At 54.2% G+C, this 26,747-nt stretch carries 27 protein-coding genes and 1 tRNA gene; 24 read left to right on the top strand and 4 right to left on the bottom strand.

All coding sequences use genetic code 11. The annotated features are described in order from the left end of the window. The 17 genes from N4A58_RS14865 to N4A58_RS14785 form a co-directional block, all read left to right on the top strand. On the top strand, nucleotides 1-1,152 hold a 1,152-nt coding region (locus N4A58_RS14865; protein ID WP_293710915.1), incomplete at its 5' end, for a DUF6674 family protein. A 10-nt stretch (nucleotides 1,153-1,162) separates the two neighbouring features. After that, entirely contained in the window at nucleotides 1,163-2,659 is a 1,497-nt protein-coding gene (locus N4A58_RS14860; RefSeq protein ID WP_293710913.1) for a heme biosynthesis HemY N-terminal domain-containing protein, read from the top strand. A gap of 69 nt (nucleotides 2,660-2,728) precedes the next feature. Then, a tRNA-Thr gene (locus N4A58_RS14855) sits at nucleotides 2,729-2,804 on the top strand. Between the two features lie 180 nt (nucleotides 2,805-2,984). Next, nucleotides 2,985-4,331: a tyrosine-type recombinase/integrase gene (locus N4A58_RS14850; RefSeq protein WP_293710911.1), complete on the top strand. Its 1,347-nt coding sequence runs from the start codon at nucleotides 2,985-2,987 to the stop codon at nucleotides 4,329-4,331. Between the two features lie 254 nt (nucleotides 4,332-4,585). Then, nucleotides 4,586-6,124, top strand: a complete 1,539-nt coding sequence (locus N4A58_RS14845; RefSeq protein ID WP_293710909.1) for a DUF5906 domain-containing protein — start codon at nucleotides 4,586-4,588, stop codon at nucleotides 6,122-6,124. Then, nucleotides 6,121-6,540 carry an HNH endonuclease gene (locus N4A58_RS14840; protein ID WP_293710907.1) on the top strand — a complete coding sequence of 140 codons (420 nt, stop codon included), beginning with the start codon at nucleotides 6,121-6,123 and terminating at the stop codon, nucleotides 6,538-6,540. Before N4A58_RS14845 ends, N4A58_RS14840 begins: the two co-directional genes overlap by 4 nt. A 197-nt stretch (nucleotides 6,541-6,737) precedes the next feature. Continuing rightward, on the top strand, nucleotides 6,738-6,980 hold the full coding sequence (locus N4A58_RS14835; RefSeq protein WP_293710905.1) for a hypothetical protein: 243 nt from the start codon (nucleotides 6,738-6,740) through the stop codon (nucleotides 6,978-6,980). Beyond that, nucleotides 6,973-7,164 carry a hypothetical protein gene (locus tag N4A58_RS14830; protein ID WP_293710903.1) on the top strand — a complete coding sequence of 64 codons (192 nt, stop codon included), beginning with the start codon at nucleotides 6,973-6,975 and terminating at the stop codon, nucleotides 7,162-7,164. Before N4A58_RS14835 ends, N4A58_RS14830 begins: the two co-directional genes overlap by 8 nt. 101 nt (nucleotides 7,165-7,265) lie before the next feature. Next, nucleotides 7,266-8,501 carry a tyrosine-type recombinase/integrase gene (locus tag N4A58_RS14825; RefSeq protein ID WP_293710901.1) on the top strand — a complete coding sequence of 412 codons (1,236 nt, stop codon included), beginning with the start codon at nucleotides 7,266-7,268 and terminating at the stop codon, nucleotides 8,499-8,501. After that, entirely contained in the window at nucleotides 8,498-8,701 is a 204-nt protein-coding gene (locus N4A58_RS14820) for a hypothetical protein (RefSeq protein ID WP_293710900.1), read from the top strand. The genes N4A58_RS14825 and N4A58_RS14820 overlap by 4 nt, the downstream gene beginning before the upstream one ends. A 140-nt stretch (nucleotides 8,702-8,841) precedes the next feature. Beyond that, complete coding sequence (locus N4A58_RS14815) at nucleotides 8,842-10,143, top strand: hypothetical protein (RefSeq protein WP_293710899.1); 1,302 nt, start codon at nucleotides 8,842-8,844, stop codon at nucleotides 10,141-10,143. Between the two features lie 225 nt (nucleotides 10,144-10,368). Beyond that, a complete protein-coding gene (locus tag N4A58_RS14810) occupies nucleotides 10,369-11,667 on the top strand; it encodes a calcium-binding protein (RefSeq protein WP_293710898.1) in 1,299 nt (432 codons plus the stop codon). 284 nt (nucleotides 11,668-11,951) lie between these two features. Beyond that, nucleotides 11,952-12,767 carry a flagellar motor protein MotB gene (locus N4A58_RS14805; protein WP_293710896.1) on the top strand — a complete coding sequence of 272 codons (816 nt, stop codon included), beginning with the start codon at nucleotides 11,952-11,954 and terminating at the stop codon, nucleotides 12,765-12,767. A gap of 49 nt (nucleotides 12,768-12,816) precedes the next feature. Then, nucleotides 12,817-14,112, top strand: coding sequence for a flagellar hook protein FlgE (locus N4A58_RS14800; RefSeq protein ID WP_293710894.1), 1,296 nt, complete (start codon nucleotides 12,817-12,819; stop codon nucleotides 14,110-14,112). Nucleotides 14,113-14,122: 10 nt separating this feature from the next. Next, nucleotides 14,123-15,445 carry a flagellar hook-associated protein FlgK gene (gene flgK / locus N4A58_RS14795; protein WP_293710892.1) on the top strand — a complete coding sequence of 441 codons (1,323 nt, stop codon included), beginning with the start codon at nucleotides 14,123-14,125 and terminating at the stop codon, nucleotides 15,443-15,445. Further along, nucleotides 15,445-16,413 (top strand): flagellin, encoded by a 969-nt coding sequence (locus tag N4A58_RS14790; RefSeq protein WP_293710890.1) that lies wholly within the window; start codon nucleotides 15,445-15,447, stop codon nucleotides 16,411-16,413. Before flgK ends, N4A58_RS14790 begins: the two co-directional genes overlap by 1 nt. Further along, nucleotides 16,413-17,513, top strand: coding sequence for a flagellar basal body P-ring protein FlgI (locus tag N4A58_RS14785; RefSeq protein ID WP_293710888.1), 1,101 nt, complete (start codon nucleotides 16,413-16,415; stop codon nucleotides 17,511-17,513). The genes N4A58_RS14790 and N4A58_RS14785 overlap by 1 nt, the downstream gene beginning before the upstream one ends. Before the next feature lie 11 nt (nucleotides 17,514-17,524). On the opposite strand, the gene fliP is transcribed toward N4A58_RS14785, so the two are convergent. Genes fliP through fliF form a run of 4 tightly spaced genes read right to left on the bottom strand, consistent with a single transcriptional unit; the run spans nucleotide 17,525 to nucleotide 20,671 of the window. Then, the gene (fliP, locus tag N4A58_RS14780; protein ID WP_293710886.1) at nucleotides 17,525-18,265 is read right to left on the bottom strand and encodes a flagellar type III secretion system pore protein FliP; all 741 of its coding nucleotides are present in this window, start codon (nucleotides 18,263-18,265) and stop codon (nucleotides 17,525-17,527) included. Further along, nucleotides 18,255-18,509: a FliM/FliN family flagellar motor C-terminal domain-containing protein gene (locus N4A58_RS14775; protein WP_072709031.1), complete on the bottom strand. Its 255-nt coding sequence runs from the start codon at nucleotides 18,507-18,509 to the stop codon at nucleotides 18,255-18,257. Before N4A58_RS14775 ends, fliP begins: the two co-directional genes overlap by 11 nt. A 3-nt stretch (nucleotides 18,510-18,512) precedes the next feature. Then, nucleotides 18,513-19,106 carry a hypothetical protein gene (locus N4A58_RS14770; RefSeq protein WP_293710884.1) on the bottom strand — a complete coding sequence of 198 codons (594 nt, stop codon included), beginning with the start codon at nucleotides 19,104-19,106 and terminating at the stop codon, nucleotides 18,513-18,515. Next, a complete protein-coding gene (gene fliF / locus N4A58_RS14765; RefSeq protein ID WP_293710882.1) occupies nucleotides 19,103-20,671 on the bottom strand; it encodes a flagellar basal-body MS-ring/collar protein FliF in 1,569 nt (522 codons plus the stop codon). Before fliF ends, N4A58_RS14770 begins: the two co-directional genes overlap by 4 nt. A gap of 112 nt (nucleotides 20,672-20,783) precedes the next feature. Here fliF and N4A58_RS14760 point away from each other — a divergent pair, with 112 nt between their 5' ends. Genes N4A58_RS14760 through N4A58_RS14730 form a run of 7 tightly spaced genes read left to right on the top strand, consistent with a single transcriptional unit; the run spans nucleotide 20,784 to nucleotide 26,746 of the window. Beyond that, a complete protein-coding gene (locus N4A58_RS14760; RefSeq protein ID WP_293710880.1) occupies nucleotides 20,784-21,260 on the top strand; it encodes a hypothetical protein in 477 nt (158 codons plus the stop codon). A gap of 9 nt (nucleotides 21,261-21,269) precedes the next feature. Next, a complete protein-coding gene (locus N4A58_RS14755) occupies nucleotides 21,270-21,614 on the top strand; it encodes a hypothetical protein (RefSeq protein WP_293710878.1) in 345 nt (114 codons plus the stop codon). Beyond that, nucleotides 21,614-22,246: a hypothetical protein gene (locus N4A58_RS14750; protein ID WP_293710876.1), complete on the top strand. Its 633-nt coding sequence runs from the start codon at nucleotides 21,614-21,616 to the stop codon at nucleotides 22,244-22,246. Before N4A58_RS14755 ends, N4A58_RS14750 begins: the two co-directional genes overlap by 1 nt. Continuing rightward, the gene (motA, locus tag N4A58_RS14745) at nucleotides 22,243-23,097 is read left to right on the top strand and encodes a flagellar motor stator protein MotA (RefSeq protein ID WP_072709043.1); all 855 of its coding nucleotides are present in this window, start codon (nucleotides 22,243-22,245) and stop codon (nucleotides 23,095-23,097) included. The genes N4A58_RS14750 and motA overlap by 4 nt, the downstream gene beginning before the upstream one ends. Continuing rightward, nucleotides 23,087-24,028, top strand: coding sequence for a hypothetical protein (locus N4A58_RS14740; RefSeq protein ID WP_293710874.1), 942 nt, complete (start codon nucleotides 23,087-23,089; stop codon nucleotides 24,026-24,028). Before motA ends, N4A58_RS14740 begins: the two co-directional genes overlap by 11 nt. Beyond that, complete coding sequence (locus tag N4A58_RS14735) at nucleotides 24,025-26,076, top strand: flagellar biosynthesis protein FlhA (RefSeq protein ID WP_293710872.1); 2,052 nt, start codon at nucleotides 24,025-24,027, stop codon at nucleotides 26,074-26,076. The genes N4A58_RS14740 and N4A58_RS14735 overlap by 4 nt, the downstream gene beginning before the upstream one ends. Next, nucleotides 26,069-26,746 carry a flagellar biosynthetic protein FliR gene (locus N4A58_RS14730; protein WP_293710870.1) on the top strand — a complete coding sequence of 226 codons (678 nt, stop codon included), beginning with the start codon at nucleotides 26,069-26,071 and terminating at the stop codon, nucleotides 26,744-26,746. The genes N4A58_RS14735 and N4A58_RS14730 overlap by 8 nt, the downstream gene beginning before the upstream one ends. Nucleotide 26,747 lies beyond the last annotated feature (1 nt).

Here is a 26,747-nt window from a genome sequence, read left to right as displayed (position 1 = left end):
GCCGAAGCCGAAGCCGAAGCCGAAGCCGAAGCCGAAGCCGAAGCCGAAGCCGAAGCCGAAGCCGAAGCCGAAGCCGAAGCCGTCGAGATGCATGAAGAGCAAATCGACATGACCGAAGCGGCGCCCACCGAGGCTCCGAAAGAAGTCATCAAAGAAACTGTGGTCGAGCGGAAGGGCGGATTTTTCCCCATGCTCCTTGGCGGTGTCGCAGCGGCGGCCATCGGGTTTGGCGCAACTTCTTACTACTACCAGACCGGCCCGTTTGCGGCGTCTGGCGCGAACGGAGACTTCGCCGCTCAGTTCGAAGAAAGCGAAGCTGAGCGAACTGCTGCTCAGGAAGCCTTGTCCGCGCGGATCGACGAACTTGCGAACGCAGTGCCTGCAACGCCTGACACAAGCGCGATCGAAGAGCGCATTGCCTCGGTCGAAGGAAACCTCCAATCGCTCGACACCCGCCTGACCGAGGCGCTCGCCGCACTCGAACAGCGAATGACCGACATGGAGCAGCGCCCAGTCGAAGCGGCAAGCGATGCAGCTGTTTCGGCCTTTGAAGACGAGGTGAATAACCTGCGTCAGGAAGTGGCCGCACAGAAAGAAGAAATCGAAAACATGGCCAAAGAGGCCGTCGAAGCCGAAGCCGCAGCCGAGGAAACCTCTCGTCAGGCGATGGCACGCGCTGCTTTTACACGGGTGCAGTCAGCCCTTGATGCTGGCGCGCCCTATGAAACGGCTCTGGCTGATCTGCGCGCGAACACTGGTGCAGATATTGCCGCATCGCTCGCTGGTCCTGCGGCGGACGGGATTCCGAGCCTGACACAATTGATCGACGCCTACCCCGCCCACGCCCGAGAGGCGCTGGCAGACACCCGCGCCGAGACGGCTGATGGGGGCGCAGCGGATCGCGTGAGTGCATTCTTGATGAATCAGCTTGGCGCCCGCTCTCTGGAGCCCAAAGAAGGTGACGGAACCGATGCGATCCTCAGCCGTGCCGAGGCAGCACTGAAAGAGGCGCGTTTGACAGATGCGCTCGCGGAACTCGACGGTCTGCCCGAAGTCGCGCAGCCCGCGATGGCCCCGTGGATCGAAATGGCGCGCACGCGTCAGGATGCTCTCGCAGCGGCCGATTCGCTTGCACAAACCCTGAATAACTGAGGCCCGCCCGATGCTCTGGTCGCTTGCTAAAATTATCCTGTTCGTACTCATTGTCGCCGCGCTGACCCTGTCCGCTGGTTACCTCATGGAAGCCAACGGCGGCATTCAGATTGCCTTTGGTGGCATGGAATTCACCCTCGGTGCGCTGCAATCCGTGATCGCAGGGATCCTGCTGATCATCGCGGTTTGGATTCTGCTGAAACTGCTGGGCCTGCTGGTCGCGATTGTGCGCTTTATCAATGGCGATGAAACCGCGGTGACCCGTTATTTCAGCCGGAATCGAGAGCGCAAAGGATTTAAGGCGCTGTCCGACGGCATGCTGGCTCTTGCTTCTGGCGAGGGGCGCGAAGCTATGAATAAGGCGCATCAGGCGGACAAATATTTGAACCGTCCTGAACTTACCAATCTGATCACGGCCCAAGCGGCCGAGATGATGGGTGACAAGAAAACCGCCGAAAAGGTCTACAAAGAACTGCTCAAGGACAATCGCACCCGTTTCGTCGGTGTGCGCGGTCTGATGAAACAGCGTTTGTCCGAAGGGAACAACGAGGTAGCGTTGAAACTGGCCGAGACTGCGTTCGCCCTGAAGCCCAAGCACGAAGAAACTCAGGATGTTCTGCTGCGCCTACAGTCGGAAAACCATGACTGGAAAGGCGCGCGCAAAACTTTGGCCACCAAGCTGAAGACTGGCGCCCTGCCCCGTGACGTTCACAAGCGTCGTGACGCCGTACTGGCGCTGTCCGAAGCCAAGGATTTGATTGCAGAAGAGACCTCGATCGAGGCCCGCGAAGAAGCGATCGAAGCAAACCGCCTGTCGCCTGATCTGATCCCCGCTGCCTGCATGGCCGCGCGTGGTTATATCGAAAAGGGCAAGAAGCGGAACGCCGTTCGCGTGCTGAAAAAAGCTTGGGAAGTGCAGCCGCATCCCGATCTCGCAGCCGTCTTTGCCGAAATTGAGCCCGACGAAACGCCCCAACAGCGCCTCAAGCGCTTCGGCACTCTGCTGGGTAAGAACGCAGATGATGTCGAATCCAAGCAGCTCTTGGCAGAACTCAACATCGCTGCCGAAGATTTCCCTGCCGCACGCCGCGCCTTGGGTGATCTTGCGCAAGAGATGCCTAACACTCGTACACTGACGCTGATGGCGGCTATCGAACGTGGCGAAGGTGCCGAAGACGCCGTTGTCCGCGGATGGTTGGCTCGTGCTGTGACTGCGCCCCGTGGTGAGTCGTGGATTTGTGACAACTGTAATCATATCCACAACGAATGGGTTCCGATCTGCGAGCACTGCAAAGGCTTTGACACACTCGCATGGCGCCAGCCCCCTGCTCAGATGCTGTCGACCACCGGCCTGAACGCCGAAATGCTGCCCTTGATCGTTGGGACGCCCGAAGCTCCTGCAGAGAACGCCATTGTTCCCGCGAGCGAGCCGACTGCAGAAGCCGATACAATCGAGGAAGCAGAGGTCATCGAGACCGAAAAAGAGCAAAAAGAGACCTCAAAATAGGTCTTTTCCGTGGAGTGCGCCGATGCTAAATCGCACTCCACGCGGATCAATAGGGTCCACCGAAGAAGTGCCGGTATAGCTCAGCTGGTAGAGCACGTCATTCGTAATGATGGGGTCGGGGGTTCGAGTCCCTTTACCGGCACCACTTCTTCTCAAGTATCTTCAAGAAAACATTTAGAAACCATTGGTTGCTGAATTTACAGGGACCATTTTCGGACCACTTTGTGGACCATTTTACGTCGAAATCTGACCAGAGAGGTCACTTTCGGGCGGGACAGTTCTGTCTCTTCTGGTTAGCCTCGTTTCCTAGAAAGCGAGGTCTTCGGTGTCCAATAAAAAGCTGCCCAAGTACGTATTCGAACGCGCAGATGGATCGTATCGGTACAAAAGAAACGTTCCGAAGAAGCTTTGGCCGTATCTCGGCAAGAAAACTCTTTATCGGAGTTTAGGGCGTACCTACGAGGAAATGCTCGCCAAACGGCCCATCGCTCACAGGGAAATCGAAGAGATTTTTAGGGTCGAGAGTATGACCCATCCATCTGAGAGAGCCCGAGCAATAATCTCGTCACAGCTTGGTTCCCGCGTTGCTGAGATGGTTGATGAGGGCGGCGTCTTGATTCCGGCTGAGGATGGACGCGGTCAGTACCTTGTCTATCCAGATGATGTGCAAGACGATCTGGAAGAACTGGCTGATAAGATCGAGCATCGTGTTCCCCAGGAGGTCGCAGATCAGATTCGGTCAGGCAGGCTCGAAGAAATCCCGATGACGTTGGAGCGCGTGTTTTACCTGTACCTGCAGGGGAAGCGGGATCGTGGCAAAGACACCAAGAGCGAAGAACAGCGCGTAGAGCGATTGGCGCGGGCGATTTCTCAGGCTCTTGGTGCTGCAGTGTTCGCCCACAAGCCTCTGGGGGACATTCGAAGGAAGGATGCAGCAACGCTCCGGGATTATTTGCTTCGAAGCATGGCTCCCAATTCTGTTCTTCGGAACATGAACATCCTGAAGGCTGCTGTGAACTATGTGATCGTTGAGGAGGAGCTTGGTATTTCGAACGTCTTCGCGAAGCTGCCTGTGCATGGGGCAGGGGCTGGCAAAGAAGATCGGCTTCCCTTTGAGCCTGAGGAGCTCAGAGAGGCACGAGACGCCTTCACAAGCAGCGCAGATGCCTTGGACCTATTCGTTGTCTTACGGGACACTGGAGCGCGTCTGGGGGAGGTGGTGGGCCTACAGGTGCAGGACATCAAGTTAGAGACCCAAAGCCTGCTGATCCGCCCTAATGGTTTGCGTGGGCTGAAGACCAAGGGCAGTGATCGAGAAGTACCATTAAGCCCTGAGGCGCTGAATTGTTTGACGAAGCGCATTGAGGGCTTGAGCGCCGCTGATCCGGTCTTCGCGAAGTATTCGGCGAAGCGTGGAAATGATCGTGCCTCTGCCATGCTGATGAAGCGCTTACGAACGAAGATCGAAGACAAGAAGAAGACCATCCACTCGTTGCGACACACCATGAAAGACGGGCTACGGAACACGGATTGCCCGGAGCACCTGTCACGGGCGATCCTTGGTCATAGCGAGAATTCGGTCGCCGCGAACTACGGTAAGGGCTACGCGCTCTCGGTCATGGGGCAGGCCATGGAAAAAGTTTGGCATACCCACCAAAAGAACAAAGCATGATCCTGCTACGAATTTTTGATTGTATTTTTATTCAAACTGATTTAGTAAGGAAATCGCTCAGAGATCGAGGAGGGATGAATGCGAGAGACGCGACATCGATGGTCACATTTTAGGATCGAAAGTTCAGCGAACACACTCTCCACCCAACAGATCTCAAGCAAATTTAACAAAATTATTATCACTCTCGGCAACCCGCTCAGCATTCAGCTCGGCGGGATTTTTTATGCCAAAATTTTAGAAAAGGACATCCCACCATGACGATGCAAAACAAAAAGGAAGACTTTGAAGTAATTGAAAACAAACAGATTGCAGGAGAGGAGGAGACGCTACGGAAGCAGAAAGCTGAGATATATCGAGTCGCTAGCCAGTGGTACGTACAGAAAGAAAACCGCTTCTACGACACGGATGATCTGAGCCGACGCTTCACGCTCTTTGACATCGCGAGTGTCATTGCGACGCGGCTCACTGAGGAATTTTCCCATGTTCGATGGAGCAAAAGCAGCCTCAAAGAAGTGCGAGACATGCTGACGGGGGCGAATGGTTACCGTAAGAACCAGAGCTTTCCGATTTGGAACGGGACTCAGGTTTGCAAGCCGGGAAACACTGATCGGCTCATCTGGGAAAAGGGGATGGTGACGATCAATACTTGGGTCGCACCAGAGTACCGCTCCGAAGCAGATGTGATCGCAGATGGATCAATGTTTGAGGAGTACCTCGCGTGGATCATGCCGAATGACAATGAGCGCCAGATGCTCACGGATTGGCTGGCGTGGTCGCTCCAGCACGAAGGCGAGAAGCCCCGTTGGGCGATCTTCCTCTACTCAGCCAAGCATGGGACCGGCAAGTCAACGCTCGCAGGGATTTGCAAGGCGCTGTTCGGGACGGGGAATACGGCAGAGCTCCAAGGGGTCCAACAGCTCGTCCAGCGCTTTAATAAGCCCGCTCTAACAAAGAAGTTCATCTACGCCGAAGAAGTGAAGGTCGGGCAGGGGTCTGACGCAGCTAACAAGCTTAAAACCATCATCACCGAGGATGAGATGCTTGTGGAGGCGAAGGGTAAGGATGCTGAGCCACTGGTGCACAAAACCTGTCTCATGTTCACATCAAACCATAAACCGGTGTGGCTAGAGCAAGGGGATCGCCGGTTCTATGTGATCGATATCGACCATGACGGGTGTAATGGCGCTGCTAGATACGAAGAGTTCCGAGCACTGGTGGGCAAAGTGAAGGCTACGTATGACGATCCTAAAAAGCTTGCGGGGCTATATCGCTGGCTGATGGAACGAAAGCTCTCTGCTGACTTCGATGCCAACTCGCTGGATGTGGGCCGCCATGCCACCGAGATCATGAGGGATATTCAGGACTATTCGGCGGACGTTGATGCGGTACAGCTTCGGGAGTTCGTTGATCACTATGGGCTGAACTTCATCCCTGCGAAGATGGTTGATCGGGTGATGGAGAAGATTTGCTCTCGACGTGGCAATGCCGCCAAGCACCTGTTCAGTGAGATAGGCTGGAAAAAGGATCGCGCGGCTTGGAAGGGAGAGAAAACTGCTAGCTACTATGCGCCGAAGGGGGTGAAGGTCGAGCGAGGGATAATCATCGGCAGCGACGGAGCCAAGATGAAGGTCTCAAGCTACTTCGAGAACGTTCTCGAACCAGCGTTAGATGCGGAGTGGTCAACGGTTGACGCGATATCTGCCCAAGAGGTTGTGGAGTACGACGAATATTGGGCGAAAGAGGAGAAGGAAGAAGAGGCGATGCTTGCGAAGATCGCAAAGATCAAGAAATGAACGAAGCTGATGTAGCAGTGATCACGAAGGCGGCGGGGGAAAACCTCGCTGCTTTCGCGGCTGATGATTGGATCGAGCGCCCTCAAACTGAAGACCGTATTTGGTGGTATGATGAACTCTTGGCGCAAGATAAGTGTCTAAGGAGCCTCAAAGGTATCCTTGAAAAGGCTGAATATGACGATCAGGGATGTCTGATTATTGCAGGAAAAGAGCCGTGTCGGGTTCGCGTTCGAGGTCGCCGGATGCGGGCCTATCAGTATCTCTACTGGGTATATGCTGCCTTGATCCCTAGTCGGCAGGACGTTGTTCGGCATCGCTGTCATAATCGGCAATGCATAAACCCCGAGCATCTTTGCCATGGGCTCCAACAGCAAAATATCCGTGATGAAATCCTGAGAAGGGCGGGTCAGGACTGACCCTTACTAAATATAGAATTGCCAATCTTGAGCGAGTTGGCGACTTGGGTAAATACTATAATAAAAACAGTAAGATAGAGTCGCGCTCATCTCAGCGACTTTTGGGCGAGTTGCCCTGCGACTTGCGCGAGTTTGGCCCAGAAACCGAGAAAATCCACGCATCTATAGTGGTTATAACCCACTAAGGAGACTGAACCATGAGTTCTATGTTTTGGCTGCTCGCTGTCGCGGGCGGCCTTTTTCGTTATGCGCTGGGTTTGGCGGTCAAAGCCTACTTTCAGCGTGACATCGTGATCCCGGATATCTTGGGAATTACCCTGATCATACTCGCAGCAATGCCTGAGTTTGCCCGTCCAGTGGCCTATCCATTCCCGCTGAGCCTGACCTTGGGCTTTGTCGGGGTGGATATGCTCACCAAGCGGAGGGCAGGGCATGACTGACCTGATTCTCGTTCCGGGCATGACTGTGCTCATTAGTGCCTTTGACGAGGTACCGGAGCATCACTTCGAAATCGAGGCAGTCTTTGACGACTGCGTCACAGGGCACGCGCTCACTGGTCCTCTGGCCGGAGAGTATGGCGAGCCCGACATCGAGCTCATCGCAGAGGTCATCTCGGCCCCATGAGCCCCTCAGGGAACAGGTTAAACCCTGAAGCCCTCTGAAAATCTTCACAAAATCATCAATCATCTAGGAACTCGGGGCTTTTGCCCCGGGATGGATATGTCATGTCTAAACACATCAAGTATGCCTACCTACGGCATAACACATGGATCTACCGCAGAGCCTATCCGCGTCACCTGCAATCCCTGCTCGGCGCATCCCTGAAACGGTCCCTGAAAACCAATGATGCTCGCGTTGCTCGAACACGGGTGGCAGAGCTCAATCAAACCTTTGTCCAGATCGTAGCGGAGGCAGAGGCAAAGGGAGCCCAAACCCCAAAGGTTATCCCTGTCCAAAGCCAGCGCTTTGAGCGTCCGAGATTACTCGGAGAGGCTACAGTAGGCCAACTGGCTGATACCTTCCTGTCAGAGCGGGCCAAGGAACTCCGGTATGGCAGCTTTAAATCCCTGCGCTTTGCTGTGGGTCTTTTGGTCTCGGAGCATCGCAAAACAGCGATCGGGAACCTTACGCATAGCGACGGAGAGCGCATCTTATCCCTCATCCAGCGTCTATCCCCCAACGTGCGGAAATGGCGTCAGGCCCACGGTCTTCGGCTCTCAGAGCTGGTCTGCTTCGGGGAAAGCCTCAGGGAGGGGACCATCAGTGTCCAAACCCAAACCCGTATCTGGGGGCAAATGGGGCAGTTCTTTGATTGGTGCTGCTCCGAGGGCGAGATCACGGATAACCCGTGGAAAGCGCTCGCACCCAAGGGCAAGGCGGAGGTCGCTCCCTATGTCGCCCTGACAGATGCAGAGGTGATCACTCTGGTTCGCCATGGGGAGGGTTTATTTCGAGACCTTCTGCTACTCTGTCTGCTCACAGGGCTGCGCTCTGGCGAAGCTGTGGGGCTTACCAAAGACGATCTGATCCAGAAGGGCAACTACGGTTGGTTCGTCAAAGTCAGGCCCAATGACGTGCGCAAGCTGAAAAGCAAGGCGGCGGAACGGGAAGTCCCACTCCATGGCATGATCACTGACACCCTGACAAGGATCATTCCCAGCAATCGGGGGCGGCTCTTTCCGGGGTGGACCGTTGATCGTGTCGTGAAAGCCTTTGCCAAGATCAGGGCACAGCAGAGTCTCGATCGGGAGGGTGTGGTGTTCCACAGTACCCGCAAGTGGTTCATCACCCAGTGTGAGCGAACAGGGGTGCCAGAGCACTTTACGGCAACACTGGTCGGTCACCAATCCGCCAGAAGCGCCAATAAGCTGACCTATGGCCTCTACTCTGCGGGCATCAGCGACGCACAGAAGCGCGAGATCGTGGATCAGATTAGGCTACCGAATGGGGTGGACCTATGAACGATCCATATAGCTACCCAGACCGCTTCCTGATCCCCGACATCGAAGCTTTCGAGGAACGTGCTGCCATCATCGAAGCAGATGGTGGTCTCTCACGGGATCTTGCCGAAAACCTCGCCGCCAGAGCCCAAGGGTTCGAGAGCGCGGGCCATTATTGGCATGTCCTTGCGGGGTATGTGGCACATAGGGGATCTAGCTAATCCTTAGCGCGTCCCGCTCTCATCAGAGGGCGGGGCGAAGAGATTGTGCTTTGATCGCGAATAAACGAAACTAAACCCTTGAACCAATAATATAAACCGGTTTCTGAAATAGCGGCTTTGACAATAATGGGCTTGTAAACATGTCGAAAAAATTCTGGCGGGATGGTTTTTCAGATGATGAGATAAACGAACTTTTACGTCTGGTAGTGGAATCAAGGTCGGTAAATGATGACGGTTCTATTACACTTCGAGGGATTTTGGATGTATATTCTGTTTCTGCAATCATGCAGTCCGCAATATCAATTGATGATGATGCTTTGCTTGATAAAGATCGGGTTATAGAAAAGGCGATTAGAGATCCTAGATTGGACAATGACCCAAGTAAGAGAAATTTCCAAAAGATATACTATGAGTCCCGAGCTGAGCTTCAGGCAGGTGTTGATGAAATGTATCGATGCGTATTTCCAATCTGGAATGCGCCGAGATTTCTAAATGGTAGGATTAGGTCTAATAATGTCACGCTTAATTTTGGTGTGTCTAAAAGCAGTCCAATAATTAAGAGGATAGTCAAAGAAAGAAGAATTCAAAGAGCGAAGCCAGAATTTGCACCTTTTTTTGATAGGCAGAAAGTGTATCAGATAGAGCAGTGCAAATTATGTGTCGCTACAATTCGGGCTGGAAGTCCAAGATCCGCCAATGCAATTTGCACAAGGGAATTATATAAAATTCTGGGAATGATAAATCTTGCAGTTGATGGGTCTAAATATTCAAGACAAAGTACTCCCGGGTTCAAGAGGCCACCGATATCGGAGGTATTAATTGCACCGCACTCAACAATCCATGATGAAAAAGGTGCCATGAAATATAAAGGTTATTGGTATGAGAACTGGACGTATGGTCCCAATGCTAATTTGAGGAAGAAAGAGCAAGTCGATGGGTGGGAAAGGAATTTCCGTCAGCTAAGGAGTGCGGTGAGTAAGTCAAGATGGCGAAAGAACTGTGAAGTGTCACTCGTTAAATACTTCAAGGCATTCTCAAATCCAAACCTCGAGGACGCGTTTTTAGATGGGTGGAGATTGTTCGAATTCATTGCAGGTACGCGCAACGAAAAGATTGAGAACAAGATCCTTCGTTGTTCGAGCATCTTTGAGGATTGGAGAGAACAGCAGCTTATTGGAAATCATCTTAAGTTTCGTAGAAACTCAATTTCTCACGGGCACAACGTAATATCTGGAGATGAGGAGGTTATTGCGTTTCAAATGTTGCAATTTGTACACCCATTTCTCATTAGATATATATTAAACTCCTTAAGATTCAACGGAGATAGAGAGTTTTGGAATTTTTTGGACTTGCCTCAAGATTCACATGATCTTGAAATGGCTTCTAAGGACGCCAAGAATGCGCTGAAAATGATTCAGAAGGTGAAGGAGTTTAGGAGATAAATTGATCAATTTTACATAAGCCACCTTATGGTTGCTCTTCCGGATAAATGTGCTGAACTTCCGCTCTGACGACGAGATGAAAATGTAAGAACGTACCTGCGAAAAACACCTTATGTTAGATTCTTTTAGTATTGCTTGCATTTCATGGTTGTGAGTGAATGCAGCTCGGATGCTCCTAAAATTACCTCAGGAGTTCAGCCGGAAAGATAACACTAAGGGTTAGAAGTGACACAAATTATAACAGAGGATACGGTGTGGAGCAGGGGCTCTCACATCGAGCTGACTGAGAAGGTCCAAGTTGCACATGGAGTCAAGCTACGAATTGAGCCAGGAGTGCACGTCGAGGGAAATGGATATGAGATTCAAGCTTTTGGGACACTGAAAATTGGAAGCATGAATTCGAAAAGAGCCACTACGCTCGAAGATGTCAATATACATTTTGGTTCAAACTACAGCACGCCTGGAAAGATTATAGCAGACAATGCAGTTTTTGACGGCGGAAGCTTTCTTGATGACGGTAACTATGGAAGCTTCTCGGTAGAAAATTCAGTATTTGACAACGTCTTTGGATTTTATATCTGGTACCCTGTTTCGGAAAGCGATTTCACAAATAACTTCTTTAATAACTCCGACGGACTGAGTATCGGGGTAAGTAGAGTTCAGATGGTTGTGGAGGGAAATACTTTTTATAATGTAAAGGATAGCTATTACGGCGCTACTATTTCGTCATGGGCGACGTATGGCGGTGAAGACTTCCTGAAAGTGACGAACAATGCATTTTATGATTTGAATTCTTATGCGATGGAGCTTCGCGAAGGCTACGACACTACTGGTATCTATGCCGATGGAAATTTCATCTATGCATCGCAGGAAAAAGGAAAGAATGACTTTATCTTAGATGCGAATGATTCTCTAGAGAGAGCAGGCATCATAGATCTTCGAAATGAAGCCTCTACTCCTCCCAGCCAAACACCTGATCTTGTTTTTCGAGGCGATAAGAGCCGTAATGAGATATTCGGGGGAGATGCTGAGGATAAAATCTCTGGAAAAGGTGGAAATGACACCCTTCATGGGCTTCTCGGCAAAGATCGTCTAGAAGGCGGAGCTGGTCGCGATTCATTATTTGGTGGCGAAGGAAATGATAAGCTCTTCGGTGGAAACGGAGCAGACAAGCTCTTTGGTGAACACGGCAGAGATAAGCTTTTCGGCGGCTCTGGACATGATATTCTAGATGGCGGGCGTAAGAATGATGTGATGACCGGAGATGAGGGTTCTGACACGTTTATGTTCGACATCTCGTATCGCGGTCATGATCGAATTACCGACTTCGAAGAAGAAGATACCGTTGTCTTTTACCGGAATGGTGCGAACATGCTGAGAGATGCGGAAAGTTTCGTAGAGAAGTTTGCAACCGATACTTCGGAGGGCGTACTTTTCGAGTTTGGATCTCGTAAAAGCTTGCTTGTAGAAGGCGTGTTCACAGCAGAAGCTCTGATCGATAATATAAGCTTCGACTACATGTGATATGAACGAAACTCGATTGCCTGACTGTCAATCAGGCAGTCGAACTTTGTGGACCATTCACTGGACCAAATGTGGCGCGCTTGTCACATCTAAGTCTCTATTATTTATCGATTTTTATAGGAGTTAGATTGCCCTTTACCGGCACCACTTCTTCACAGCTATCTCTGCCACTTACAGCACTTTGGTGGTTTCTGCCTGTTAACCATCCATTCAAGTTTCTGACGGCTTTAAGTCTTCGGTAACCCGCAGTTCCTATTCCAAGAGTGTGGGAAAGGTGGTGGACTATGGGTGCGATGACAAACGCGCCAGTCATCATCAAAAGAAAGAAAGTCGTCGCGGGTGGTGGGCACCATGGTGGCGCTTGGAAGGTCGCGTATGCTGACTTCGTGACCGCTATGATGGCGTTCTTTCTTTTGATGTGGCTGTTGAATGCGACAACAGAACAGCAACGCAAAGGGTTGGCGGATTACTTCACGCCAGACATTCCCGTGGCGCGGGTCTCAGGAGGCGGGCAGGGCAATTTTGGCGGCGAAAGCCTGGCATCCGAAGAGAGCCTTGCGCTTAAGGGGCGCGGAGCGTCCTCTTTGTACCCAACAAAAGAAGAGGCTGCTCGTGGGGCGGCTCTGGAGTTAGAACTCCGCCTCGAAGAAGCGCTGGAAATGGCCGAAGACGCGGATATGCGTCGACATTACGAGTTCCGCATGACCGACGAGGGCCCCGCTCTGGAATTGGAAGAGCGTAGCGATTCGAGGCTCTTTGACGAGGGGACTGCAACCCCAACATCAACTTTGCGGTCATTTTTACGTACGGTGGCGGCGACCGCAAAAGGAACGGGAAATGCGTTTGTCGTAGCAGGCCATATGGGCGCAAAACCCCTTGTTCTCGAGGATAATCCGACGTGGCGTTTGTCCTTGGAAAGAGCGGATAAGGTACGGGAATTACTTGAAAATAGTGGTTTGCCGCGTAATCGCCTAAAGCGCGTCACTGGCTTTGGTGATCAGAAGTTGAAGTACCCTGAAACGCCAATGGCCATTGGTAACAACAGGATCGAAATCATCATTCTGCGCAATCCACCTCCGGTTCCGTTAGTCAGGCATTAAGGCACCGTTCCTAAGCATGGGGCATGACCGCACAACACAAGGGTGCCCCATGACAATTTCTTCGTCGCTCAATGCTGGCGTCGCCGGGCTGGCCGCAAATGCAGGCCGTCTGGCAACCATCTCTGACAACATCGCAAATGCCTCGACCTATGGATACAAAAAGGCCGAGGCCGACTTCCATTCTATGGTCGTCGGAGGAAATGGCGGCCAATATTCTGCTGGCGGTGTGAGGTTCACGACTGAACGGCGGATCGGAGAGTCCGGATCGTTGGTCACAACAGCTAATTCGACAGATTTGGCTGTTCGGGGCAGGGGTTTCTTGCCCGTGACGCAGCAGTCCTCCATCGTGAATGGAAACGAAGAAATGCTGCTGAGCTCCACGGGATCCTTCCGTACGGACTCAGAGGGATATCTCACCACTGGGTCGGGCTTGGTGCTGCTGGGATGGCCGGCCCTGCCTGATGGGACGTTCCCAACCTATGCGCGCGACACGGCTGACGCGCTTGAGCCGGTTCAGATCAATGTAAACCAACTCTCTGGAGAGCCGACCACACAGGTCAGCCTCGGCGTAAATTTACCGGCGAGTGAGACGGCCTCTGATGCAGATGGTTCAACGCAAGAACTGTCGATTGAGTACTTCGATAATCTGGGGACCTCTCAGAACCTGGATATTGAGTTCGCCCCAACCATTCCGGCCAGTGGCTCGAGCAACCAATGGACTATGACGATCCGTGATGGAGCGTCGAGCGGGGCGAGTGTGGGTGAATATGTGCTGACGTTCGACGACTCCCGTGCGTCCGGCGGCACGCTCGCTTCTGTCACTGCGACATCTGGGGGGGCATATGACAGCGCCACGGGCAAACTAACTGTGAATGTTGCTGGCGGTCCAATTGAATTTGACATCGGCGCTTTGGGAAGTGCGTCCGGTATGACTCAGCTCTCAGATGGTTTCGCGCCCTTGGCGATCAGCAAAGACGGATACGAGATTGGCAACGTGACTTCGGTCGAAGTGGATGAAAACGGGATCGTTCAGGCGCTCTATGACACAGGGATCACCCGCGCGATTTACAAAGTGCCACTGGTCGATTTGCCGAATCCTGATGGCTTGATCGCGATGGACAGCCAGACCTATGCACCGTCGCCGGATAGCGGCAGCTTCTTCTTGTGGGACGCAGGAGATGGCCCGACGGGCGACATCATCAGTTATGCGCTAGAGGAGTCGAACGTTGACGTAGCAGGCGAGTTGACTGACCTGATCCAGACACAGCGGGCCTATTCGTCGAACGCAAAAATCATCCAAACTGTGGATGAGATGCTCCAAGAAACCACCAACATCAAACGATAAGGGGGCCTGAATGTCTCTGACGAGTGCAATTTCCAATGCGCTGTCGGGGTTGGGGGCCACGTCTCTGGGGGCAGAGATTGTCTCTTCCAACCTGTCGAACGCATCCAATGCCGCATATGCCAAACGCGAGGTTTCCCTCGTTTCGAACCTGAACGGCGGCGTTCAGGTTACTGGCATACAGCGCCACCGCGACGCTGCGGTGCAAGCGTCGCTCAACGCACAATCCGCGCAAGTTGCGGCGGCCGAAGTACGCACGCACGCTTTGGCTGCTGTCGATGCTGCGGTCGGAACAGTTGGGGACAGTGGCAGTTTGACCACTGCCTTGGACGACATGCAGTATACGCTGATCAGCGCGGCTGCCCAACCCGAGAGCGACGTGCGGCTGAACCAAGTTCTATACGCGGCAGAGGATTTGGCGGCGCGATTCAATGCAATAGGGGACGCCATCCAAGCAGAGCGCTTGTCCGCTGACCACGCTGTTGCGCGCGATGTAGAGACTGTCAACGAAGTCTTGAGCCAGATCGAGAAACTGAACAAACAGATCATCTCAACCAAGGAAAACGGGCGCGGCGCAGCGACTCTGTCGGATCAGAGGGATCAGGCCATCGCCACCCTGTCAGAATTGATCCCTGTGCGGACCCTTGAGCGGGACAATGGCAGTGTCGCATTGGTCAGCAGAGGCGGACAGGTTTTGTTGGATGGCAAAGCTGTCACGCTGGAATTTACGCCTGTACAAGGGATGGACGAGGCAATGACCTTGGACAGCGGGGCGCTCTCCGGGATTTCGATCGTCGGCGGGGATGGTGATGACATCAGCAATCGCCTGATTGGTGGCCAGATCGCTGCAACGCTTCAGGTCAGGGATAAATTGATGCCGCAAGCGTCGGACGAGTTGGCTGCTGAAAGACAAAGCATGCTGGACGCGACGGCGTTTGACGGAGCGGGCCTATTTACTGAGGTTGATGGGGTGCTGTCCGTCAATGAGCAACTTTCGGCGGACCCATGGCGCTTGCGAGATGGCTTTACTCCAACCTCGCCGGGGTACGTAGCGAATGCGGGCTTCTTGGATACACTTGCGGCAGGCACGGAAAGCATCTCTGACAGTCTTGGTAACTACGTAAGCAAACAGTCCGCGCAGCTCTTGCGTGCCGAGATGAGCGAAACCTCGGCCAATGCGCGCCACACCGCGCTCCAAGAGGCCGCTGCCAGCGAAGGCGTCGATAGCGACGCAGAGCTGCAATCGCTGCTCATGATCGAGAAGCTGTATACCGCGAACGCCCGGGTGATTTCGGTCGTAGATGAAATGATGGATACCTTGATGAGGATGACCTGATGATCACAGGAGCAAGCGATCTGGCGCAATACATGGCGTTGCGGTCTGCCAACGGTCAAACCAGCGCTAAATTCGAAGCCGCCGCGGCCACAGTTGCAGAAGGCAAAATCCAGAACCTGAGAGCGTCGCTGCAGGCAGACTTTAAACCCTTGAATGCTGTTCAGAACGCGCTCAGTCGGCTAGCGGCTTACTCGGGCGCGTCTACGCAGGCTGCGTTCTTTGTGGATCAGCAGCAGAGCGCGCTCGACATGATCAGTGATCTCTCCACGGGGCTCGCACAAGATATCGTGGCAGCGCATGAGGCAGAGGCTACAGGCACCCTAGATACGATCTCCGAGGGAGCTCGGTCTGCTTTTACTCAGGCAGTGTCCACCCTGAACTATGCCGCGGGCGGGCGATACCTGTTTTCGGGCGCAAACGTGACAGATGCGCCTTTGCCCGCGGGCGAGGACATGCTTGCCACGCTGGAAGTCGAAATTGCGGGCATGTCGCATGCTGATGCGGCTTCTCATATTCATGCCTTTTTTACAGATGATGCGGGTGGGTACGCGGCAGCTTACACTGGTGCCTCTGATGAACGTATCGCGTTTACCATAGCTCCGGGGCAGACAGTTCGTTCAGACGTGACAGCGCTGTCGCCTGATTTGCGGCAATCTTTGGCGGCAATGGCGACTGGCGCATTGGTGAGTAATGCTGACCAAGCCGTGACTGCAGGGGTTGACTTGTTGAGTGGCGCGCAAGCGATCGCGGACACACGCGGCACGCTAGGCATGGTGCAAGAGAGGATTGAGACTGTTCAAACGCGCAACGGCGCGACAGCGACCGCTATGGAGCTGCGCCTGGCCGAGTTAACCACGCCAGATATGTATGAGGCCGCAACTGAGCTGGAAAATTATGAGATGGCTCTGGAGCGGCTCTATCTGGTGACCTCCCGCGTTTCGGCCATGAATTTTGCGGAGTTCATGTGATGCTGCGTCTTTTTGTGACTGTTTTATTGGTATTTTCGACCCTAAGCGCATCAGCCTCTCCGATCCGGCTCAAGGATCTGGTGGAGTTTGATGGTGTCCGCGGAAACGACTTGGTGGGCTACGGTCTGGTCGTCGGTCTAAACGGCACGGGTGACGGCTTTCGCAATGCCCCGTTTACCGAAGAGATGCTCGGCACAATGCTAGAGCGACTTGGTGTGAACGTTACTGGTGAACAACTGCGCCCGCAAAACGTTGCGGGTGTTTTCGTGACCGCGACCTTGCCACCCTTTGCCAGAGCTGGGACGCAGATTGACGTGACCGTCTCTGCGATTGGCGATGCCGAAAGCCTTCTTGGGGGGACGCTTGTTATGACGCCGTTGAACGCGGCAGATGGCGATATCTATGCCGTCGCCCAAGGGACGATAATTGCGGCTGGCGCCGTCGCTGCGGGGCAGGCGGCCGAAGTCGTCCAAGGCGTTCCGACTGCAGGCACGATCCCGTCTGGCGCTCGGGTCGAGCGCGAAGTTGCGTTTGAGTTGGCTTCGTTGGATCGGTTGAGACTGGCTCTGCGCGAGCCGGACTTCACGACGGCTGCGCGGATTGAACGTGCTGTGAATGGAAAATTCGGTCGCGCTGTCGCGCGAATGACCGATTCCGGTACGGTCGAGCTGGATGTGTCTGCCACGCGGGCCTCGTCACCGGCGCATGCGATTGGTGTGATCGAGAATCTGCTCATTGAGCCCGAGCGTCGTGCCCGTGTCGTGATTGACCAGCGTTCCGGTACGATTGTGATGGGGGATGACGTGAGGATCGCTCGTGTCGCGGTCGCTCAGGGCAATCTGACCCTGCGTGTCAGCGAAGAGCCGATTGTGTCTCAGCCGAATCCTTTTACCGATGGAGAGACGATTACACTGCCGCGCACGAAAGCGTCGATCGAGGAAGAGGAGGGAGTTGGCTTGGCTGAGGTAAGGGGCGGCACGTCTCTGTCTCAGGTAATCGGCGGGTTGAACGCGCTGGGGGTCTCACCGCGTGATATGATCGATATCCTGAAAAGCATCAAAGCGGCCGGTGCTCTGTATGCAGAACTGGTGGTGAAGTAGGGGCATGGGCGTCAGCCCATGTACCCCGTTACAAGTCCACCAGCCAAAAGAGACCAGCCGTCGCTGACGACAAAGAACCCAAGCTTGAACGGAAGAGAGACGACCGACGGGGGGACCATCATCATCCCCATCGACATCAGGATCGCAGAAACGATCAGGTCGATGATCAGAAAGGGCAGATAAACCACAAAGCCGACCTGAAACGCCAGTGTCAGCTCTGTCAGGATGAACGTCGGTACGAGCAGTGAAAAAGGCGCGGTCTGAACCGTTAGCCCCGCTGTTTCCATGTTGCGGATCTCTGCCAGCCGATAGAGTGAGTCAATCTCGATACGAGGCTCCATGAAGCCCCGGAACGGTCCTTGGGACCGCTCGTAAGCCTGCTCTATCGAGATGACTCCTGAATTGAGTGGCTTGATTGCGCCCTCCCACACTTCCATGAGCACCGGTTCCATCACGAAATAGGTCAAAAACAGAGCGATCGTGATGAGGAGCATATTCGGTGGGGACTGTTGCAGCCCCAGCCCGGATCTGACGACCACAAGCACTGTCAGCATGTAAGGAAAGCACGTGACCATCATGAGAGTCGCGGGCACCAGTGATATTGCGGTGACCGTCGCTATTATTTGCAACACGCGCTGGCTCAGATCGTCATCCAGCGTCATGTCACCAATCTGTAGACCTTGGGCGTTGGCCACGGATGCAGTCACCGTAATCAAAATTCCAAGACTGACTGCGCGGACGTTAAGCGTCATTTTCAAAGCTCTTCACCGAGGTGAGCCGAACGGATAGTGCGCGGCGCGAACCATCCTCGATCTCTTCTAAAACACCTTGGGCGATGACTCGTTCACCAATCATGATGTCTACAGGGTCATCGATTTGCTGCTCCAATGTCAGTACCGCGTTTGGCGCGAGGTCAAGAAGCTCCCCGAGCGAAGGGCGGGCGCGCCCGACACAGACGTGAACCTCAATTGGAAGTGCGGAAAAACGGTTGCTCATGAATTATCCCTCTGTGCCGGTGGCCGCAGTGAGCTGCGGATCATTGAAGAATTCGGAAACAAGTTGGGTGATCTGGGTTTGCACGGCCCCGAGATCGACAGCTTTGGTCGTATCACCGCAGCGTATCTCTGCGCGGCCATCCCCCAAGCGATCATCTTCGGACACGGTCAAATCGGGCCAGTCCGTCAGGTCGATCAGTCCCGAAACAGCGCCCGAAAGACCTTCGGGTACTGCAAGGACGATCTCATCGCTTAGGCTATCGGCTGCGATCTCCTCGAGAGCTTCGACAATCATGGGTGCAAGGGCAGGTCGGAGTGCCGCCGGCAGGATGGCCGTCAAAACGCCCTCGATCAGAGGGCGGAGTTCTCGGAGCGTATGTTGCTGCACTTCGGTGCGCGAGAAAGCAAAGTCTTTCACGCTTTCTGCCAGTTGCGCTTGCTGTTCTGATTGCTCGTCTTTGTTGGCTTTTACCGCATCAGCCCAACCTGCGTTATAGCCCTCTTCGAAGGAATCGAGGTTCATCGTGGCTTCGGGCGCGGTGTCGTTGACGGCTCCGGTCGGTGTACCGAAATCCATCAACAAGGATTCAATACTCATGTCTCTTGCTCCTGCTCGTCTTCAAGCCAGTTGCGCAGGATCGTCATGGTTTCTTCTTTCCGAGCGTCGATCAGAGCCCGCATTCGGGTGACCGGGTCTTCGGGCAGATCTAGCGAGGGGCCTGCGACATCGGTCGATAGGGGTTGAAACTCGCCAATGTCCTCAATCTCACCTTCTAAGGGCGCCATGCTGAAATCACCTGCGGGTAATTCGGCCAGAGCGGGCAGTTCAACGGGGTCTGATTTGCGCAGCATCGGTCGGAGAACGAAAAGCCCGAGCACCAATGCGACCAATGCCAACACACCCAGCCGGATCACTGTATTCGCAGAAGGTGCAGTCGAGGCCAGCCATCCGGGCGCAGGTGTTGCGTACACCGGATCCGTCCCGACAAACGCCATCGACTGCAAGGTGATTTCATCGCCTCTAGCCTCGTTAAAGCCAACAATGTCCTCGACCAAGGCGGTGAGCGCTGTGATTTCTGTCTGCTCTCGGGGGATAATCGCACCGGTGTCGTCGGGGACGCCATTTACCAAAACGGCGACGGTGAGACGCTTGATCGCGCCAGGGGTGCGCAACACTTCGCGGCGGGTTTCGGAGACCTCGTAATTCACGCGCTCGACGGTTTCGTTTGAATTTTCCGACGAATCCCCACCGTTCGCGCCCGCATTTTCGGGCAGATCAGAAGCGACCGTCATGCCAGCTTCGGCGCTGCGGGCCGTGGCCGAGTTTTCCTGCGTTTCGCTGCTGATGGCAACTCGGCTGTCGGGGTCCACCAAGCGCTCCACGATCGATTCGCGCTCTGTCACGCGCTCTATGCTGACCTCTACAACGGCGTTTCCTGCGCCGACGCGGGCTTCAAGCATTCGTTCGACTCGCGCCGCCATGCGTTCGGCAGCAGAGCCATCTTCGGTGATTATCGCGTCTTCGGCATCAGCCGAAATCAGAGTGCCCCGTTCATCAATAATCGCGACGTCTGTTGGCTCTAGTCCCGTGACTGCGGACGACACTAAAAATTGCAGCGCCTTGGCATGGGCAGGGCTGATTGTCGACCCGCCCTGCAGCTTCAATGAGACCGAAGCGCTGGCCGTGGCATTCCGGCGAAACGGAGATTTGTCCTCTTGCGAAATATGCACGCGGGCGGCGCGAATCTGCGGATTGGCTTGAATGGTGCGTGCCAACTCGCCTTCTTTGGCGCGCAGGTATGTGGCGTTAAACATCTGCGTGGTTGTGCCAAAACCATTCAGATCATCCAGAAGCTCGTAGCCAGCTACACCCGAATCCGGCAGACCCTGACTGGCCAAAGAGAGCCGCAGAGAATCACGTTTGGATTCGTCGACGAAGATGCTCGTGCCTTGAATGCGGTAGGGGATATTCTGCCCTTCTAGGCTTTGCGTGATCTCGCCTGCGCTGGCCGGATCGAGCCCCCCATAGAGCAGCACCATGCTGGGCCGACTCGCAAAGAAAACAAGGGATAGAATAGCGACGAACGTTCCCAGAGTGGCCCCGACGACCATGATCTGTTTCCGCCTGTCAAAGTTCTTCCATAACGTAATGAACTGCTGCACGTGAACCTCCGGAGCGTCGACTTCTGCCTGACAATTTCCGTTTTGGGGGATCACGCTTAACAATCGGTTAGCTTCTGCTGCTCATAACTGATTTCCGTAGCAGGAGATAGCGATGAGCGATCAAGCAGCAGAAAGTGAAGCGAAAAAAGGCGGTTCTGGCGTTGTGCCGGGGATCATTCTCGGACTCGTGGCAGCCATTGGTGGATACGCAGTGGTCGGGCTCGATTTGCTGCACCTTCGGCCCGAAGAAGAGACCGCTGTCGAAGAGCCAAGGTATGTGGCGCCGGCAGCCGGAGTCTTTTTGGACATTCCGCAGATCATCGTGATGAACGGACCGTTTTTGGCGGGGCGTCACTTGCGGTTTCGCGGCGCGCTCGAGGTTCGTCCAGAGGACGCTGACAAAGTCGCTGTGCTCATGCCGCGCGTGGTTGACGTGCTGCAAACCTTCCTGCGCTCGGTCAAGGCCGAGTACTTCGATTATCCCGATGCGATTGACCAGTTCCGCGATCACATGCGCCACCGAGTCGTGGATGTGATCGGCGAAGAGCCCCTGATCGACCTGCTCATTCTGGAACTTGTCCCAAACTGAGGAAAACAGATGGAATTTATCACCGATGCTATTCTTGGCGCTGGGGCGCTTGGTGCCTCTTTCTACTGTTGGGTGCTGTCCCGCCGGTTGCGCCAGTTTAATAACCTGGAAAAGGGCGTAGGCGGCGCGGTTGCGATCCTGTCTGCTCAGGTCGATGATCTGACCAAGACGCTCGACACGGCCAAAGGTACGGCGGATGCCTCGAGTAAATCGCTCGAAACTTTGACTGACCGCGCCGAGACGGTGGCCAAAAAACTGGAGCTGATGGTGGCGTCGATGCATGACATGGAGCAGTCCAAGGCGTCGACGACCGAGCCGATTTTCTCTCATCGCATGATGAAGCGGGGGGCGTAATGGCCCGCAAAAAGAAATCAGGAAGCCTGCTTGCCATCGCCGCCCTGTTCGCAGTGGGCGGAGCGTTGAAAATCGGGATGACGGCGACCGAGGCGATTGCTTTGGTGCCGGACTTAAAGATGCCGCGCTCCGAAGAAGAGCCCTTTGTTGATTACCGCGAAGAAGAGCTGAAGGAACTGTTCGCGGCGCTCGCCAAGCGCGAGGCCTATAATGACCGACGGACCAAAGAACTAGAAGAGCGCGAGGCGCTGATCGAAGCCAAGCTCAAAACGCTTGAGGCCAAGAAGGCTGAAGCCATCACCCTGATCGAAGAGCTTCAGGTCGAAAATGAGCGCCTGCGCCGAACGATGGGGATGGGGGAAACGGCTGCCGAGGACGATCTCGATAAGCTGACCAAGGTCTATGAGGCTATGAAACCCAAGGATGCGGCAGGACTGTTCGTAGAGATGGATATGGAGTTCGCAGCAGGTTTTCTGGGCCGCATGAAAGCGCAATCGGCAGCCGCGATCATGGGGAACCTGCCTTCAGCCAAGGCTTACTCGATTAGCGCTATTCTGGCGGGGCGAAACGCCTCTTGGGCGGAAACCCATGGGGCCACCGCACCGTCTCTAGCCGCAGGAGACAGCAAATGATCGGAATTGTTGGGATTGGTGTCACCTTTGTCATGGTGTTTGGTGGCTATTTGCTAGCTGGCGGCAAAATGTCGATCATCATGAAGTCGTTGCCCTTCGAGTTTATGATGATCGGGGGGTCAGCGGCCGGGGCGTTCTTGCTCAGCAACGATATGTCGACGGTCAAGCATACGCTGAGCGATATCACCAAAGTTTTCAAAGGAGCGAAGTGGTCCAAGCAGGATTACCGCGACCTGTTGTGCCTGCTCTATGCGCTGATTAAAATTAGCCGCAAAAGCCCCGTGGATCTGGAAAGCCACATCGAAGATCCCGAAAATTCCTCTGTGTTCGAGCTTTATCCCAAAATTCTTCAGGACAAAGAAGCGACTTCTTTGATCTGCGATACCTTCCGCGCAGGTAGTCTGAATTACGATGACCCTCATCAGGTCGAAGAGATGCTTGGCAAACGCATTGAGGAACACGCGCAAAACCAATCGCATTCCGGGCATGCTCTGCAGAACGTTGCGGATGCTTTGCCGGCGCTGGGGATCGTCGCCGCGGTTTTGGGGGTCATCAAAACCATGGCGTCGATCGACCAGCCCCCCGAAGTTCTGGGCGGTCTGATTGGGGGCGCGCTGGTCGGAACATTCCTTGGGGTTTTTCTGGCCTACGGAATCGTTGGTCCGTTCTCTGCGAAAGTAACAGCTACAACGGAGACAGAAGAAAAATTCTATTCGGTGGTGCGGGATGTACTTGTCGCCGATCTCTTTGGCCATTCACCTAATTTGTGCATTGAGGTCGGACGCCAAAGTGTGCCGTCGTCCTACCGTCCCAGTTTCAACGAAGTCGAAGAGGGTCTGAATGCTGCGTAACCTTCCTTTTCGCTGTTTGATCGCAATGGCCAGTTTGGTAGGTGGTGCTGGGACCGCGCAGGCACAGAGCATATTGGCCGGTGAGCACGCCGATTTCACACGAATTGCCATTCGCAAAATCGGCCAGACAGAGCCGCATCTAGAGACGGCGGAGGACTCAATTCGTGTCATAGGTGCCGCTGCTGTCGGTACATCGGATCTGACGTCTGCACTGCAAAAACTGGGCCGCGCGCGGGTGCAAGGGATCGAGATCGACTCATCCGGCGTTCGTGTAGATCTGAATTGCGAATGCAAGGCGGAGACGTTCGATTATCGGGGCTACTACGTCATTGATATCGCGGAAGGAAAAGAACCGGTTGCACAGTCTGCGGCGCCTCATCCTGATACGGCCTTCCAAGAGTGGAAAATCCCAAAAACTTCGATCCTCGCGTCTTGCTCCGTGGGGGCATGGTGCCAAGATTTGTTGTCGATCGAGCCTGAAATCGACAACGATGACTATTGCCAGTTTGCGTCAGAAACGCTCGTTAATCTAACTGCGCTGCAGGGATCTGCCGCACCGCAAGCAGAACGTCTACGCGCGTATTTGGACAAAGGCTGGTGGGATGAAGCGGCGCTTTTGATTGATGAGATGTCCGCAGGAGCCTCTTCCGAACCGTTCATTAGAACGGGGCAGGCTGAGGCTGACGACCACCCCGCCTGCGCGTCAAAACAGGAAACACTGGCGTGGGTTAAAACCCGTGAGCTGGCGATAGATTGGACAACACAGGCCGAGCCAGCCCAAGATCCTGAAATGATCCCAATTGCCGATGCGCCAGAGCAAGAGCCAGAGCCGGAGGTGCCAGCCCTTGCCGTTACATCGGTAAACGCCGACAGCGATGTCCATACACGGGCCCTCAGTTTTCTAGAAAGCTACAAGGCGGAGTTGGAATGAAAGCGCTCGATTCCAGCATCATTTTAGCGGTCTTTGCGGCGCTGGCTTTCGTGTCACTGCTGATGCCGATGCCATCGATGCTTCTTGACTTCGGGATGGCTGTTTCATTCTCAATTGCAATCCTGATTTTGTCGCTGGTCCTCCTAACGTCCTCTGCTGCGGACTTTGTGGCCTTTCCCCAGTTTATCCTGATTTCACTGTTCTTCAGGGTCTACATCAACATCGCGTCCACCAAGCTGATCCTCACTGCTGGGGCATATGGGGACAAGGTGGCGGGTCAAACGCTCTATGGATTCGCTACGTTCGTGATGGGCGAGGGGCTCCATATCGGGATCGTCGTTTTCATTATTTTCACGCTCCTGAACTTCCTCGTTCTGTCCAAGGGCGCTTCGCGCATGGCCGAGGTGTCCGCGCGTTTCTCACTCGATGCAATGCCGGGGAAACAGATGGCGATTGATGCCGACCTCTCGTCTGGCGCGATCTCGCACGAAGAGGCCTCTCAACGGCGAGAGAAGCTGTCGAATGAAAGCTCGTTCTTTGGATCTCTGGATGGTGTCGCGAAATTCGTCAAAGGTGACGCGGTGCTCGGATTACTGCTGACCGCGATCAACCTGCTGATCGGGGTCGCGTTCGGTGTTCTGAGCTACGATATGCCCTTGAGCGAGTCCCTGAAGCTATACTCTTTCCTGACGATCGGGGATGGCTTCGTCTCCCAAATCCCTGCGCTTATTATCTCGTTTGCGACCGGTCTACTTTTGGCCAAAGGGTCGGACCGCACCAGAACCTCGAACGCGATTTCGAGGCAGGTCGTTGAGCAAAAGGAAGTCCTCTTGGCGGTGTGCGTGGTTTCAACTGCTTTGGCCTTTATCCCAAGTTTGCCGACGATTCCGTTTCTGGCTGTCTCGACCGTTTCAGGCGCCCTTTGGTATCGCCTGCGTCTCTTGGCTGAACAGCAGGATGTGTCGGAAGAAGCGCCTATCCTTCCCGTAGCCGAAGAGCAAAAAATCGAAGACCTGATTGAAGCGGACGATATCTTGCTCAAGGTGTCGTCTTCGATTGCGCGAAACTTCTTGCGGTCCGAAAGCGGACTAGAGAACCGGATCAGGCCGCTTCGCATGCATATTGCCGAGAAATACGGCCTATTGATCCCGCAGGTGCGCGTTTCAGAATGGCCTGGTTTAGAGGGCGGGAAGTACCGAATTCTGCTGCACGGCGCGAACATCGCGGAGGGAGAGTTACAAGGCGACGATCTATTGGTGCTCCTCGATCACGAAGAGGTCCATTCGGGGGTCAAAGATCCGGTCTACGGAGCACCGGCCAAGTGGGTGCCCGCGATTGAGCGGGACGAACTGATCCTTGGCGGATACACCGCGCTGTCTGGCGACGAAGTCATGCTAACGCATCTCATGGACGTGGTGGTTGCAAACCTAGATACATTAATGACAGCCAAGACCCTGAAATACACGTTGAATGCCCTGATCGCGCAGTCCGATGCTGTCAAATCCGAAGGCATCAAACAATGCCTGTCCGAGGCAATTCCAGATAAGATTTCCAACGAGTATCTGCTGGACGTTCTCAAAGGTCTATTGGCAGAACGGATCTCGATCCGAGGATTCAGTGCTATTCTAGACGCGACGATCGAGGCTAAGAACAACGGTTTCCGCGGAGACGGCGCGATCGAATTCGTCCGGCAACGCATCAATCGCCAAGTGGTTGACGCTGCATTCGAAGGAGAGGCACATCATCGTGCGATCACCCTTGATCAACGATGGGAAGAAGTTTTTGCCCAATCAGAACGGCCGCAACAGGGATCAGAGATCGCGATCCAACCGAGTGACCTGAAGAAGCTGTCGACGCGGCTTGCCGAAAGTGCGGCCCAAGCAGCGCAAGCGGGCTCGAATGTTGCTCTGGTTGTCAGCGCCAAGAGGCGCCGCTTCTTGCGGTCAGTGCTGGATGCCTCGCAGGTCAGGATGCCTGTTCTATCGTTCGAGGAATTGGGATCGGGCGGCAATATCCAGTTTGAGGGCGTGGTGCCCTTTGATGGATAACGCAATTCTCTTTGCATTCTTGGGGGCGTTCCTGAAGTCCAGTGGATTTGTAGCATTTGCCCCCATCGTTAACGATTTTCGTGTCTCGATTACGACGAAACTGGTGCTGTCTATGGGGTTAATGCTAGCTATCTGGCCGAATTTCTCTGATAGCGCGCAGCCATCTCTGTTTGGAACTCTGATACAGACAGCGATGGGCTGCTGCTTGGGACTGTATTGCCGGCTGCCATTTCTTCTGCTTCATCTGGCGACCTCGGCCTTCGGCCAGTCGTTCAGCCTGTCGCAATATCTGAACACCAGTCATGAAACGAGCGCGGGCGTCGTGGCAGAGCTTTATAAATGGGGCGTGTCACTAACCATGCTCTCATTTGGCGCGGTTTGGGTCGCAGCCGAGGGTTTAACGATTCCGCTGGCGCTTGATGTCGCTGTGTTCGTGTCTCTGCTCGATTTTCTAACTCAAGTCGCCTTGCAGGTTTTTGCGCCGTTCCTGGTGTTTTCTGTCATGTTTAACCTGCTGTCAGGCTTTGTGAACCGCGCGATGCCTCAGCTGATGGTGATGCTCGTGTTTGCGCCATTGGTCATCGGTTTTGCTTTGCTATTCATGATGCGCTTCTCCGATCAAATCATCGCAACGTGGCTGACCCAAGTATCCTCGATTTATGGGGGCTAGG

It is taken from the genome of Donghicola sp. (assembly GCF_025210255.1).
GTDB lineage: Bacteria > Pseudomonadota > Alphaproteobacteria > Rhodobacterales > Rhodobacteraceae > Donghicola > Donghicola eburneus.
The sequence above is the reverse complement of the archived record's forward strand: the minus strand, read 5'-3'. Positions and strand labels throughout refer to the sequence as shown.

Coding starts and splice junctions, on each gene's coding strand:
- N4A58_RS14750 (WP_293710876.1), top strand. CDS start 21,614: ATGGCCCGCAAAAAGAAATCAGGAAGCCTGCTTGCCATCGCCGCCCTG.
- N4A58_RS14825 (WP_293710901.1), top strand. CDS start 7,266: ATGTCTAAACACATCAAGTATGCCTACCTACGGCATAACACATGGATC.
- N4A58_RS14785 (WP_293710888.1), top strand. CDS start 16,413: ATGCTGCGTCTTTTTGTGACTGTTTTATTGGTATTTTCGACCCTAAGC.
- N4A58_RS14820 (WP_293710900.1), top strand. CDS start 8,498: ATGAACGATCCATATAGCTACCCAGACCGCTTCCTGATCCCCGACATC.
- N4A58_RS14815 (WP_293710899.1), top strand. CDS start 8,842: ATGTCGAAAAAATTCTGGCGGGATGGTTTTTCAGATGATGAGATAAAC.
- N4A58_RS14740 (WP_293710874.1), top strand. CDS start 23,087: ATGCTGCGTAACCTTCCTTTTCGCTGTTTGATCGCAATGGCCAGTTTG.
- N4A58_RS14830 (WP_293710903.1), top strand. CDS start 6,973: ATGACTGACCTGATTCTCGTTCCGGGCATGACTGTGCTCATTAGTGCC.
- N4A58_RS14840 (WP_293710907.1), top strand. CDS start 6,121: ATGAACGAAGCTGATGTAGCAGTGATCACGAAGGCGGCGGGGGAAAAC.
- N4A58_RS14730 (WP_293710870.1), top strand. CDS start 26,069: ATGGATAACGCAATTCTCTTTGCATTCTTGGGGGCGTTCCTGAAGTCC.
- N4A58_RS14770 (WP_293710884.1), bottom strand. CDS start 19,106: ATGAGTATTGAATCCTTGTTGATGGATTTCGGTACACCGACCGGAGCC.
- N4A58_RS14755 (WP_293710878.1), top strand. CDS start 21,270: ATGGAATTTATCACCGATGCTATTCTTGGCGCTGGGGCGCTTGGTGCC.
- fliP (WP_293710886.1), bottom strand. CDS start 18,265: ATGACGCTTAACGTCCGCGCAGTCAGTCTTGGAATTTTGATTACGGTG.
- N4A58_RS14845 (WP_293710909.1), top strand. CDS start 4,586: ATGACGATGCAAAACAAAAAGGAAGACTTTGAAGTAATTGAAAACAAA.
- N4A58_RS14805 (WP_293710896.1), top strand. CDS start 11,952: ATGGGTGCGATGACAAACGCGCCAGTCATCATCAAAAGAAAGAAAGTC.
- flgK (WP_293710892.1), top strand. CDS start 14,123: ATGTCTCTGACGAGTGCAATTTCCAATGCGCTGTCGGGGTTGGGGGCC.
- N4A58_RS14775 (WP_072709031.1), bottom strand. CDS start 18,509: ATGAGCAACCGTTTTTCCGCACTTCCAATTGAGGTTCACGTCTGTGTC.
- motA (WP_072709043.1), top strand. CDS start 22,243: ATGATCGGAATTGTTGGGATTGGTGTCACCTTTGTCATGGTGTTTGGT.
- N4A58_RS14790 (WP_293710890.1), top strand. CDS start 15,445: ATGATCACAGGAGCAAGCGATCTGGCGCAATACATGGCGTTGCGGTCT.
- N4A58_RS14760 (WP_293710880.1), top strand. CDS start 20,784: ATGAGCGATCAAGCAGCAGAAAGTGAAGCGAAAAAAGGCGGTTCTGGC.
- N4A58_RS14800 (WP_293710894.1), top strand. CDS start 12,817: ATGACAATTTCTTCGTCGCTCAATGCTGGCGTCGCCGGGCTGGCCGCA.
- N4A58_RS14735 (WP_293710872.1), top strand. CDS start 24,025: ATGAAAGCGCTCGATTCCAGCATCATTTTAGCGGTCTTTGCGGCGCTG.
- N4A58_RS14835 (WP_293710905.1), top strand. CDS start 6,738: ATGAGTTCTATGTTTTGGCTGCTCGCTGTCGCGGGCGGCCTTTTTCGT.
- N4A58_RS14860 (WP_293710913.1), top strand. CDS start 1,163: ATGCTCTGGTCGCTTGCTAAAATTATCCTGTTCGTACTCATTGTCGCC.